General features: G+C 51.8%; 10 protein-coding genes. 3 read left to right on the top strand and 7 right to left on the bottom strand.

From position 1 onward, the window contains the following. Positions 1-1,770: an SLC13 family permease gene (locus HH1059_RS12505; protein WP_096406607.1), complete on the bottom strand. Its 1,770-nt coding sequence runs from the start codon at positions 1,768-1,770 to the stop codon at positions 1-3. A 69-nt stretch (positions 1,771-1,839) separates the two neighbouring features. Here HH1059_RS12505 and cysC point away from each other — a divergent pair, with 69 nt between their 5' ends. Together cysC and msbA are read left to right on the top strand one after the other, a co-directional pair. Next, positions 1,840-2,439, top strand: a complete 600-nt coding sequence (gene cysC / locus HH1059_RS12500) for an adenylyl-sulfate kinase (RefSeq protein WP_096406604.1) — start codon at positions 1,840-1,842, stop codon at positions 2,437-2,439. Positions 2,440-2,656: 217 nt separating this feature from the next. Beyond that, entirely contained in the window at positions 2,657-4,519 is a 1,863-nt protein-coding gene (gene msbA / locus HH1059_RS12495) for a lipid A export permease/ATP-binding protein MsbA (RefSeq protein ID WP_207148147.1), read from the top strand. Between the two features lie 34 nt (positions 4,520-4,553). Here msbA and HH1059_RS12490 read toward each other — a convergent pair whose 3' ends face one another. Then, positions 4,554-5,351 carry a lipopolysaccharide kinase InaA family protein gene (locus HH1059_RS12490; protein ID WP_162549550.1) on the bottom strand — a complete coding sequence of 266 codons (798 nt, stop codon included), beginning with the start codon at positions 5,349-5,351 and terminating at the stop codon, positions 4,554-4,556. 37 nt (positions 5,352-5,388) lie between these two features. Continuing rightward, entirely contained in the window at positions 5,389-6,243 is an 855-nt protein-coding gene (locus HH1059_RS12485) for a BUD32 family EKC/KEOPS complex subunit (RefSeq protein WP_096406599.1), read from the bottom strand. Positions 6,244-6,375: 132 nt separating this feature from the next. On the opposite strand from HH1059_RS12485, the gene HH1059_RS12480 reads away from it, so the two are divergent. Then, positions 6,376-6,927: a dual specificity protein phosphatase family protein gene (locus HH1059_RS12480; RefSeq protein WP_162549549.1), complete on the top strand. Its 552-nt coding sequence runs from the start codon at positions 6,376-6,378 to the stop codon at positions 6,925-6,927. Positions 6,928-7,086: 159 nt separating this feature from the next. On the opposite strand, the gene HH1059_RS12475 is transcribed toward HH1059_RS12480, so the two are convergent. From HH1059_RS12475 to HH1059_RS12460, 4 genes are all read right to left on the bottom strand, one after another. Continuing rightward, on the bottom strand, positions 7,087-8,013 hold the full coding sequence (locus HH1059_RS12475; protein WP_096406594.1) for a branched-chain amino acid transaminase: 927 nt from the start codon (positions 8,011-8,013) through the stop codon (positions 7,087-7,089). Between the two features lie 333 nt (positions 8,014-8,346). Then, the gene (glnE, locus tag HH1059_RS12470; protein WP_231901959.1) at positions 8,347-11,220 is read right to left on the bottom strand and encodes a bifunctional [glutamate--ammonia ligase]-adenylyl-L-tyrosine phosphorylase/[glutamate--ammonia-ligase] adenylyltransferase; all 2,874 of its coding nucleotides are present in this window, start codon (positions 11,218-11,220) and stop codon (positions 8,347-8,349) included. 1 nt (position 11,221) lies between these two features. Next, positions 11,222-11,911 carry an RIO1 family regulatory kinase/ATPase domain-containing protein gene (locus HH1059_RS12465; RefSeq protein WP_096406592.1) on the bottom strand — a complete coding sequence of 230 codons (690 nt, stop codon included), beginning with the start codon at positions 11,909-11,911 and terminating at the stop codon, positions 11,222-11,224. Positions 11,912-11,913: 2 nt separating this feature from the next. Next, positions 11,914-12,486 (bottom strand): methyltransferase family protein, encoded by a 573-nt coding sequence (locus HH1059_RS12460; protein ID WP_096406589.1) that lies wholly within the window; start codon positions 12,484-12,486, stop codon positions 11,914-11,916. Positions 12,487-12,703 lie beyond the last annotated feature (217 nt).

The raw sequence follows: 12,703 nt of genomic DNA, 5'->3' as shown, positions 1-12,703 counted from the left end.
CTAATTAAAGCCCCATGCCCAGGGGATGATGGCAAGCGCGACTGCCGCTGTAACGATATTTAGAGGCAGCCCGGCGCGCAGGTAATCCGTGAAGTGGTAACCGCCGGGGCCGTAGACCATCAAGTTGGTCTGGTAACCCATTGGGGTGGCGAAGCTTGCCGAGGCGGCAAGCATTATGGCTACGGCAAAGGGTATGAGGCTGACGCCGAGGTCATCGGCAACAGATGCCGCTATGGGAACCATCAACACAGCGGCGGCATTGTTGGTAATGACCGCGGTGAATAGGGCGGTAACAAAGTAGATAATCATTAGGTTTAGCCAAGGTCCATCACCGGCTAGTTGTAATAGTGAGCCGGCTATGGTCTGAGCAAGTCCGGTTGTATCCATGGCCGCACCAATCCCAAAAGCGGCGGCTATGGTTAGTATCACCGACCAATCGATGGCCTGGCGGGCTGAATTGACGCTCAGACAGCGGGTAATTATCAGCATTGCTCCGGCTGCTAGAGCACCCTCTAGCATCGACAGCCAGCCTAATCCCACCGTAACTAGCATCCCACCGAGGATGGTGAGAGCCAACCAGGCACGTTCATGGCGCGGCGTTACTGACCCTTCAATGCTGCGCACTAGCAAAAAGTCGCGTGAGTTGCGCTGACGCTCAATAAAATCTTCACCAGCTTCGAGCAGCAAGGTGTCGCCTGGACGCAGAGTGATGTCGCCAATCTTGCCACTAACCCGCTCACCGTTGCGTGCAACGGCGATGACCACGGCGTTGTATCTGGTGCGAAAGCGGCCATCACGAACCGTGAGATTGGCCACCGGCGATGTCTCGGCTACTACCGCTTCCACCAAGCTTCGATCTGAGCGTTTGCCATCGAGCTTGAAGACTTGTTCAGTTGCCGGTTTGAGGCCCCTGATCTTTTGCAGTTCGACTACTGAATCTACTACCCCAACGAACACTAGACGATCATTGGCCTGTAGTTTCTCTCGTGGTGATACTGCTGGCAGTATGTCTCTGCTACGTTCAATCTCCATCAGATAACAGCCAGGCAGGTTGCGTAGGCCGGCAGCCTCTATAGTGCGACCGACAAGCGGACCGGAGGGCTCGACGAGCATTTCTACCGTGTATTCGCGCGGGTTATCTAAGGTTTCTACTGCTGGGCGGCGATCAGGGAGCAACCAATGTCCGGTGATGAACATAAACAGCAGGCCGACGATCAGCACAGGCACGCCAACCAGGGCTATTTCAAATAACATCAACCCTTCGCCAAGGCGTTTTTCCAAGGCGCCATTTACAACCAGGTTGGTGCTGGTGCCGATTAGGGTGCAGGTACCGCCGAGCATGGCGGCGTATGATAGAGGTAAGAGGAGCTTTGATTCAGACAGATTATTTTTGCGTGCCCAGTCGCTGATTGCCGGGATTAACATGGCCACTACGGGCGTGTTATTCAGAAATGCTGAGAAGCCAGCAACCGGTATAGTTACCCGCTGCTGAGCAGCCAGCAGCGAGCGGGGCTTGCCGAGCAGACGTTGACTGATCCACTGAATGCCACCCGTTTCCCGGATTCCGGCGACAACGACGTAGAGCACAGCGACCGTGAGCACTCCAGGATTAGCTAGTCCGCTAAAGGCCTGCTGGGGCTCTATTACACCGCTAACCAGCAAAACCGCCAAAGCTGCCAAGAAGACCATATCCGGAGCGGCTCTGGTGCCGATCAAGATAGTCAGCAACGTGATTAATACTACGGCTGTTAGCCAGGCTTCCCAGGGCATAAGTCGGCTTGGATGACTCCGTTGATTTGTGTAAGGTTAGCTTGCCTGAGTGCTAATCGCCGTGAGCTTATGAACGATATCTTTATTTGGCATGAAAATCATGTCCCAGCTGTCGACCGTGCCAAGCTTAAAAGCCAGAATCCGTTAGTAGTGTGGTTTACAGGCCTATCCGGGGCAGGCAAATCGACATTGGCTAATGCGCTTGAGGTCCAACTGCACCGGCAGGGCTATCATACTTTTTTGCTTGATGGTGACAACATCCGTCACGGTTTGAACAGTGATCTCGATTTGTCAGTCCACGGCCGCAAAGAGAACATAAGGCGCATTGGTGAGGTCTGCAAGTTATTTGTCGATGCGGGGATCATCGCGATTACAGCCTTTATTTCACCCTACCGCGAGGATAGGGATAGGGTTCGTCAGCTGATTGGAACCGAGAATTTCGTAGAAGTCTTTGTGGATGCATCCTTGCAGAGTTGTCAGCAAAGAGACCCGAAGAGCTTATACGCTATGGCAAGCAGCGGGGAAATTTCGGGGATGACAGGGATTGATGATCCCTATGAGCCGCCCAACAATCCTGAGTTGGCAGTGAAGACGGATGGCCTTGCTGTCGAAGAGTGTTTGGAGCAGATTACGCAATATGTAGTGCAGAGGGTATATGCCGCAAACTGATTTGGGGACTATAGTGAACCTCCAAAACCCCACCCTGGAGCCACTCAATTACCCCGGTGTGGAGGTCTTGGCGCCAGGGATGGCGCCATGAAGCCTCCAGGGATGGATTCACGGCGTCCTCCACGCCGGGGTAGTTGAGTGGCTCCAGGGTGAGTTTTTGGACGCCACCAAGCCGCCCGCTATTTGTTCGCTTGAGTCCAGTTAAAAGGTGTAAGCCTTGAGTAAATCAGCATCCGAGCAGCCAACTTCGGAAGATATTAGTAACGCCTCCAAGTCGGGGAGCTTATCGCAAGACGTGACACAGGCCGATCAGGAAGGTGACGACAACTCGGCCGTTGCTGCTAAGCGGTCCTGGCCGGTCTTTAAAAGGCTTTTTGCGAGCTATGTGCTGCCGCATTGGAAGGTCGGCTTGCTTGCGATTATGGCAATGCTGGCTTTCGGAGCCACTCAAGTCGGGATAATAGCTTCAGTTCAACCGTTTCTGGATGACGGTTTGGTGGAGCGCGATACTGCCGTCATCAGGATGTTTGCCCTAGTTTTTTTGCTGCTGCTGGTCGTGCAGGGCATAGCATACTTCTTCTCTCACTACTTGAGCGGTTGGCTCTCCCGTCAGTTGATCAAAAATCTGCGCCTGGATGCTCACAGCCGACTGTTAAACATGCCCGAGTCTGCCTTTGATCAGTTCTCATCAGGGCGGCTTGTATCTAAACTAACTTATCAGGCCGAGAAAACCGCAGGCGCGGTCGTGAAAGCCATCGTGACTTTGTTCAAGGATGCAGTCAGGGTTATTGGTATTCTAGGCTATATGATTTACTTATCACCATGGCTGATGCTGATTGCCGGTCTGGTGCTGCCATTTGTAGGGGGGGTGATTGCTTATATCAATAAACGTTTTAGAAAGTTAAGCGAACGTATTCATGGTGCTGTTGGCGGCATAGGAGCTATCGCCGAAGAGACTGTAACTGCTAACCAGGAAATAAAGCTCTTTGGGCAGAATGAGCGCGAAAGGAAACGTTTCGATAGTTACAATGAAAAAAATCGGCGGCAGTTTATGAAATTTGCGGCAACTAAGTTTGCCGCGGTTCCGGCTATACGCTTAATTATCTCAGTGGCTTTAGCTATTGTGATATTCTTAGTCACCGTTGATGAGATTGTTGAAGCGATTTCTGTAGGTCAAATAGCATCATTTATTGTTGCTATGACCATGCTGAATCGTCCACTACGTGATCTAGTGAAGCTCAACGCTACTATGCAGAACGGTTTGACCGCTGCACGAAGCATATTTGAGATAGTAGATATTAAACCTGAGCCAGACGATGGCTCAAAGCGAATAGGGCGTGCAGATGGACATATAGTATTTGATCAGGTTAAATTCTCTTACGATGCTGATCGTGAAGTCTTAAAGGGAATTAGCTTTGAAGCGAAGCCTGGTCAGACAGTTGCCCTTACCGGTCCCTCAGGTGGCGGTAAGTCAACGTTAATAAGCCTGATTCCGCGGTTTTATGAGCCTACCAGTGGCGTTATTGAGTTGGATGGCGTGCCTCTATTCGAATATAAACTGGCCGACTTACGCAAACAAATAGCCTTGGTTGATCAGAATGTCACACTATTTAACACTTCAGTTGCCGAGAATATCGCGGTAGGGGCAGTTGATGATATTTCGCGGGAGCAAGTCCGCAGAGCGGCAGCCGCAGCTAATGCGCTAGAGTTTATTGAGAATCTCCCGCACGGATTTGATACGCAGATAGGCCAGGATGGCGTAATGCTCTCTGGAGGGCAAAGGCAGAGGCTTGCAATTGCGCGTGCTATACTTAAAGATGCACCTATATTGCTTTTGGATGAGGCTACTTCCGCCCTAGATAATGAGTCTGAGTATAACGTCCACGCTGCGCTCGAAAGATTAATGGCAGATAGGACTAGCATTGTTATAGCGCATAGGCTCTCTACGGTTGAAAATGCAGATCAGATCCTGTTTTTGGAAGATGGCGAGGTTGTTGAGCAAGGTAGTCATAGCGAACTGCTGGATAGGGAGGGAAGATATGCCGAGCTATATAGAATGCAGTATAGCGAAAATGGCTAGGGGTGTTTTTGGAAGCTCCTGATCGCTGATCTTTCTAGTTGTGACTAGAGCTGTTGCTTATTCCGTGAGAGCAGATATGCCGGCGCCACTCCGCCGTCGCTGCTAAAAGCTGCTCGCGGTGACTACGAGCACGTTTGTACGCGGTGCTCTTCTCAAGCCTGTTGATAACAGCAATCGCGTGCTGAAAGGCGGGCTGTTTTGTAACTGTCTGGTAACCTTGCCAGAAGGCTTGGAATCCTGTGGGGGGTGGAAGGGCTCCGCACTGCTTTAAAGAGTCTGCACTAAATCGGGAGAATAGCTGACTCAGCCGCTGTCTTGCCAACCAGTTCGGAATCAAGCCAACATAATACAGCGAATCAAGGTCTAACAGGCCCATGGGCTGCTCTGATTGCCCGTTTGTTAAAAGTATATTGCTTGGGCTGGGATCTACGTGCATAAGGCCATTGGTATGCAATATTCCCCAGGTCCTTCCAAGGGCGTGCATTGCCACAACGCCTAAGGTTCCCTGTTTGGCCGAGTGCTGACGTATACTGGGGAGCCTGACTTCTGGAGTTATTAATACGAATCTTTTGCCCTGTTTAGCAACAAGTAAAGGTTCCGGCGAGAGTATTCCAATTGCTTTGAGTCTTTCCCACAGGTCTATATTACGACGCGGGGAGCGTAGCATGCGCTTAATACGCTCTTTTGTATCTGTCGCACAGTAATGTTTTACATAGTAGGCGCTTCGCTCAATTTCTATACGATAGACAGTTGATTTGCGATCTGTTATTAGCTCAGCATCCTGAGGGACGGTGCCTTCAAGCAGAAGGCGTCGAGCAATCTCGATGTGCATTTGGTTTGGGGTTGCTGTGCTCCAAAAATGCATGGGCTTATAACACTCCTTCTCTTTTGAGGAGCGACTCAAGCATTTCGCAAAGTACTATTATGCGTGTTGCATCTCTGCCCACCCTTGAGCCAAAGGGTTTGATCAGTTTTTTTGCTGTGGACAAATATTTATAGTAAGTTTTTAGCTGTAATAGAGGTTCAGGGCCTCGTATTGCTATATACCTTTCGACAGCAGCTTCTGTTAAGTCAATGAGAGGCTGTGAGTCGTAGCGAGGTACAATAAGTGCGCCGATAAACTGCAGTATGTCGTACGTCTCGCGCATCAGATGCGGGAGCCCCTCTAAGTTTTCCTCAAAGTCAATAAATGCAACATTGCCATTGTCTAGTATCATAATGTTTCTTACTTGTGGCGCTCCGTGCCATGCCTGGTTAGAGTGCATATGGGCTAGTTGCTCCGCAGCATTACACACCAGGCGTTCAATCTTATTAGCGGAGGCATAACCATAGCGGATAAAGTCTTCAAGCCTGGTGCCACAATGTTCAAGCACGATGTAATCAGCCGTGACTGCAACAACCTCGGGAACATTTATATTTAGTTTTTTTAGTTCGCTTATTCTTGCCGCTTCAAAGTGCGTGCGTTCTTTGGGCGGCTTAAGTTGAAAAGCTGAAATAGGTATGTTGTGGTTAGTCAGCAGCGAGAAATAAAGTCGTTCGCCAAAAGCCTTGAAATAGCCTCGTTTGTCCTCCGGATATTTAACAACTAGCTGTCGATCACCATGCTTAATTGTAAAAACATGTTTTTTTTGTTGTGGGGTGGCTTGCTTTATGGCCGCGTGCAGGTCTGGATCTACTGAGTCTGTTTGGGCAGTCCCTTCGAGGTGGACATGTTGGTATGGCATGTGCCCTATACTCCCTATCTTGTGGCAGAAATAATTAAAAAAAATAAGAGCGTCTGAAATAGTTGAGCAGGAGGCGACCTTGCTATATCGTAACCGAATCATGGGATATGTTAACACCAGATGGAGGTTTATGTGAGTGGTAGGACGAGTTGGCTGCAGGCTGTACTGGACGTGGTTGAAGGCGGTTTTCTCAATGGCTGGCAAGCTTTTGTAAATACTTTTGGCTACTATCGCTTAGTGCCTGTTTGCCCTGATGTCTTATACCGCTCGACTGAAATGCCCCCCGAGCGGATGGCGTGTTTGTGTCTTGCGCAAAATATCCGCACCGTCATTGATCTACGTCGCAAGCATGACCGTGCTGAGGCTGAGCGTGTTGCGCTCAAGCAGGCGGGAATAAAGCATGTTCACTTGCCTTCACCGCAGGTTCCCACCGAAGACGTGGTCAATAGTTTCCTTGAAATCATGGATGATCCTGGTAACTATCCAGTGGTGATTCACTGTGTTCACGGTGTTGGGCGCACTGGGGCGCTGCTGGCGGTATATTCGATTGAGTATAAGCAGCTCGACAATGAGCAGGCGCGGCGTCTAGCAAAGCGAATTGGCGGTTTCCAGAGCTTCGGCTCAAATCGCCCTAAGGGTCGATTTCTTATCTCCTATGTGCCGCGCAGAGAACGAGCCTATTGAACTAGCTCAACGCTAATCCCAATCGCACGCCATGGTCAGTCTTATCCGGCGGTTACTGGTACCGCAATCCTGGGCTATTTTGGTCCTGTTCAAAGTGAATAGGCCTTAAAGTGTGGAACGTTGGGTTTGGATTTTTGCGTCTATCTCGATGGCTGATTATCAATCAACCACCTTCAACCAATAGCTGTGGCTTGGGTCACGTCCCTCAACAATATCGAAGTACCTCTGCTGGAGTTTTTCGGTCACCGGTCCTCGCTTGCCGCCGCCAATACTCCTGCCATCAAGTTCACGGATTGGCGTAACCTCAGCCGCTGTTCCGGTGAAGAAGGCCTCATCGCAGATATATACCTCGTCACGGGTTATCCTACGCTCCTGAACCTCAATCCCCTCTTCTGCAGCTAGCTGTATAATGGTGTCACGGGTTATGCCTTCAAGGGCTGATGTTAACGTGGGCGTGTATAAAACATCGTTACGCACCATGAAAAAGTTTTCCCCCGATCCCTCACAGACAAAACCATCAACGTCTAATAGCAGCGCTTCATCAAACCCTGCACGAGCGGCTTCTTGTACAGCCAGCATTGAGTTCATGTAGTTACCGTTAGCCTTGGCTCGGCACATAGCGATGTTAACGTGGTGCCGAGTGAATGATGATGTCTGAACGCGGATGCCGCGTTCGCGGTTTTCAGCTCCGAGATAAGCCCCCCACTCCCAAGCAGCGACAATGGTGTGGGTCTTTAACGAGTCGGCGTGGAGTCCCATTCCCTCCGAGCCGTAAAATGACATGGGACGTATATAGGCGCTGGAAAGGTTGTTGGCACGAACCGCATCAATACAGGCTTGATTAATCTGCTCCGGGGTGTGGCGGATCTCCATGCCAAGGATCTTGGCAGAGTTGAATAATCTTTTGGTGTGCTCCTCCAGACGGAATATGGCTGGCCCTAGCTCGGTTGCATAAGCCCTTAGCCCTTCGAATACCCCCATGCCGTAGTGAAGCGTATGGGTCAGGCAGTGGACCTGCGCATCCCTCCAGGGAAGCAACTCTCCATCAAACCAGATATAACCATCACGGTCGGCGAAATTGGACATGGCCGCTCCATTCTCCATGTTAATCATTCAACTCATTGGCAGAGACGCTGCTGGCTCTCGGTGCACAAAAAACTATACCCTGTCAGCTAGCCAGCCCTGCCCAACTGGATTAGGGCAAACCCGTAGTTTGCCACATTAAGCGTTAATTGCCGAGCATGGCAAATTGGAGCTACTGTACTTGCTTATGCGGGCCATATGGGCACCTCAAAAAACCATCCGCTGCCCGGTGTGGAGGACGCCGTGAATACATCCCTCGAGGCTTCATGGCGCCATCCCTGGCCCCAATACCTCCACACCGGGGCAGCTCGATGAACCCAGGAGGGTTTAGTCCCTCTAGTGATCTTGGTTGTTATTGAAAATGCGTTGCCAGAGCTCGGTAACCGCTTCTCGCTGCGGCTGAAGCTCCTCGCACTCGACAGCCATCTCTTCGTCTTGGAGGGCTAGTTGATGGAGTCGGCGCCGGTAAGAGCGATAGGCATTGGCTAAGCGATGTGCATCGACGGAGCTAAGTTGTTCGGCGTCGGCAAGGGCACGGAGCAGGCGAATCTTATCTGTATAGCGCACCACCTCAGGGTGGTCGTGAGCGCTAACAAGGACAAGGTACTGCACTATAAACTCAATGTCGCTGATGCCGCCGTGGTCGTTTTTTATGTCGAATAAGCGTCTGTCACTCGAACCTTTTTCGCGACGCTGACGCTCGCGCATACTGCTCACCTGTTCTTTAAGCTGTGCGCTGTCGCGCTGCAAACCTAGTACTTCGCTGCGGATCTTATTAAACCTTTGACAAAGCTGCTCATCGCCGGCGACTGGGCGGGCGCGGACCAGCGCTTGATGCTCCCAGGTCCAGGCATTATGTAATTGATAAGCATAAAACGCCTCAATGCTGGTGCTCATAAGGCCGGCCTTGCCTGAAGGCCTAAGCCTGGTATCTATCTCATATACTATGCCGCCAGGGGTAGGGGTGTTTAGAAAGTGTATGACTCGTTGCGCCAGACGACTAAAGAAAGCTTGATTATCCAAAGGGCGCTGGCCGTCTGTTACTGCTGCTTGACCACAGCTGTCATGAATAAAGACTAGATCTAGATCTGAGTTGTAACCGAGTTCAAGCCCGCCGAACTTGCCATAGGCGACAACAGCATAGTGAGCTAGGCGCTGATTATTGCCTTCGCCACAGCGCGGGTGGCCGTGCTTGCGAGTTAGGTGTTGATAGCAAAGTTCTATAGTCCTATGCAACGTCACCTCAGCAATATTAGTCAAGTAGTCACTCACCACCATTAGCGGGGCTGCGCCGCTGACATCGGCAGCTGCTACTTTGAGTTGCTGGGCCTGTTTGAACTGTCTCACCACTTCCATCTGCTGCTCAAGGTCCATGCTTTCCACTTGAGAGAGACGATAGTCAAGGTCTTCTTCGAGTGATGCCCGGCCGAGAGGTTCGTAGAGACTGCGCGGGTCAAGTAATTCGTCAAGCAGTAGCGGGTGAGCAGTTATGAAGCGGGCTACCCAGGCCGATCCGTCACATAGCTGTACAAGCTGGGAAAGGGCCATGGGGTGTTCAGCTAGCAAGGCGAGGTAAGCAGTTCGCCGTGCTACAGTATCGACTAGGTCAAGGGTTCGTTCTAGAGCCCGGGTAGGTCGGCGCGCCTGAGCGCAGGCGCCGATAAGCAGCGGCATAAGGCAATCGAGACGCTTGCGCCCGCGTGTCGATAACGAGCGCACGGTGGAGCCATCATGAAAGTGCCGTAGTCGCTCAGCTAGTAGCTCCGGATGCTCGAAGCCAATTTCCTGTAATCGTGTGATCGTTTCTTCGTTACTAGGAGACTCATTCCAGATCAGCGTAGCAGTGCTCGGTTGTACTTCTGGGGCGTTTTCAACTTGCGGGGATGAGAAGACCTGCTCAAAATGGTCGTGAACTTGGGCACGCAGGTGCTCGAGTTTTTCTTCGAAGTTGTGCACATCAGTAAAACCTGCTCCTAATGCAACTCTAGCGCGCAATACCGGATCTTGTGGGACGGTGTGCGATTGCTCATCAGCTAGCATCTGTACGGCATTTTCAGCGCGTCGCAGAAAGCGATAAGCTTCAATCAGCTCATCCGCACTGCGCGGCGTTAAGATGCCTTGGTCGCGCAGATAGTAGAGTGTCTTCATCAAGCGCCTAGAGCGCAAATTGGCGTCTCGACCACCGCGGATTAGCTGAAAAGCTTGGGCAACGAACTCTACTTCGCGAATCCCCCCTTCGCCCGTTTTGAGATTTTCCTCAGCGCCCCTTCTGCGCACCTCGTTGACTATCATCTCTTTGGTTTCGCGCAGTTGCTCCAAGGCGCCATAGTCGAGGTAGCGACGATAGACGAAGGGGCGTAGGTCACGGGTCAGTGCATCGCCGGCGGTATAGTCGCCACCTACGCAGCGGGCTTTGATCATAGCGTATCTTTCCCACTCACGCCCCTGACTTTCGTAGTAAGTCTCGATGGCCGAAAAAGGTAGTGCGAGGGGGCCGGCATCGCCATTAGGGCGCAGTCGCATATCGATTCGAAAAGCGCGGCCATCCACCGTAACAGCGTCTAATGCGCCGATTAGTTGGCGACCTAATTTGACGAAGAACTCGTCGTTACTTCGGGGACGTTTGCCGTCAGTCTCACCTTGTTGAGGGAAGGCGAAAATCAGATCAAGGTCTGAGGAAAAATTTAGTTCATGGCCACCAAGTTTGCCCATGCCTAAAACGACCATTTGCTGCGCGTTGCCGTGCTCGTCACGTGGTACGCCCCAGCGTTTGGTTAGGCTTGTATACAGCCAATGAAGAGCAAGATCGATCGCCGCCTCGGCCATCTCACTAGTCTCATCCAGCGTCTCTTCCAAATCTGCCCAGCCGGCAAGAGAGCGATAGGCAATGCGCACAGCCTCACGGCGGCGGTATTGACGCAGCTCAGCAAGGAGTTGTTCTTCGCTGCTGACTTTGTCTAGCTTCTCCTGGAGGCGAGCGCGGAGTTGCTCACGTGTGGATGGCTCAAATAGCTGTTTGCTAGTGCATAAGTCGTGTAACAGGTTGCTGTCGTTTTCGCTGCATGAGTTAGTGACAAAGTCGCTAGCTGCGGCAACTAAAGGTATGGTTGATGTGATTCTCGGCTCATCAGGGATAGCCCCGGCTGCCTCCATCTTGGCAATGTTAGCGGCGGCTAGATCTTGTAAGGATTCGGGGAGTTGGTGAAGCAATTCAGTCTATACCTCTAACCCTTTTATAGGCGCGACGCAGCGTTTTTGCTATGCGCTCCAAGAAGGTTCGTTGATAGAGTCGGGCGACCGCTGGCGGCATCAACTGTGGGTCTTTGCCCCAGCCGTAGTGTGCCCAAGCGTTCCAGTCCTGCTGTGCAGCCCAGCGCCAGAGTGGTCCTCCACGGGCTGTGCGTCGCTTCAGGGCTGTGCCGAAGTCTATAACCACCAAACGGTTATCGGGGGTATGGATGACGTTATCAGGACGCTTCAGGTCGGCGTGGGCGATGCCGCAGCGGTGCATCGTGGCAATTGTTTTTCTCAGCCCTGCTACGGGTTCGCTAGGGCTGGTGGTCCCGGGGGCTACGGAGGTTGCTTCACGCCGGGTCTTGCCGCCTGGCTGATATTCTATAACTAAATATTGACCTTGGAAGAGGCCGTAGCAGTGAGGTACGCGAGGGACCATCTCCAGTATACGGTAGATCTCATGCTCGCGCTGTATTATAAATCTCGATACCCAGCGCCAGAGGCCTTTGCCAGTGGGGGTTTTTATGGCCACCGGGGGAGAATTGTCAGGGAATAGGTAAACCTTGGATTGGTTAGCGCCGCGAGCTCGTTGCCCAATGCCCTCTGTGTTGAGCAGATCAAGAACGTCTTGGGTCTTCAGCTCTGGGTATGTATCTTGAGATGGCATGTTTAGCCGAAGATTCTGCTACCCATCACCACGAGGCCAAGAATCAAGAATGCCGCGATTATCGGTTCACCGTTGGCGCGCAAGCTTTGACTGAATGACCAGTTATGGATGTTGAGCTCGCCTTCTGGCTGGAGCTTGGGTATAAGCGCATGGGTCTTGGTTCCCCACGCCTCCCACTGTTCAGGGAATCTTTTACGCAGTTTTGCGTCTTCTTTTCGGATGGCAGGGGGGTAATAGAGCAAGCCAAATGCTATAGCTATCGGCACCAACCACCAAATCTGGGCGGCTGCTAGGTAACCAGTTATGATCAGCGTATTACCGACGTAGAGCGGATGACGGACAAAGGCGTAAGGACCATCCTGAGCGAGTTCTTTGTCCTTTTTTAGGTGCCCGGCGCCCCAGAGGCGGATCATGATGCCTATACCCGCGAGAATAGTGCCCACGACGAATAGTGATGCTGACTGTGGCGCACTAACCACAACGGTCAATATCAGCAGCAGAATACCCAGCGCTTGCCTGGCTTTGTGGCGCTTAGTGGTAAGTGATTCGACAAGGCTCTTGGGGTCTAGATTCATATGCTTACTGTCCACGTAGGGAAGGGATGGTTACCCTGGCTGCGTCTCGCCAGTCACAACAAAAGGCGATTAACCGCAGGCGTTCACTTGCGAGAGTATGGTAGCTGTGAGGTCGCGGGACTGCAAGTGGAGACCCCTTTGTGGGGCAGTCAGGTTCCCTCAGGGCGGAGATTAGAGGCGCCTTCTTAGTGAAGGGCTCAGCCTGCCATCTAAAAAA

The sequence above is a fragment of the Halorhodospira halochloris genome (assembly GCF_002356555.2).
In the GTDB taxonomy this organism is placed as follows: Bacteria; Pseudomonadota; Gammaproteobacteria; order Nitrococcales; family Halorhodospiraceae; genus Halorhodospira; species Halorhodospira halochloris.
The sequence above is the reverse complement of the archived record's forward strand: the minus strand, read 5'-3'. Positions and strand labels throughout refer to the sequence as shown.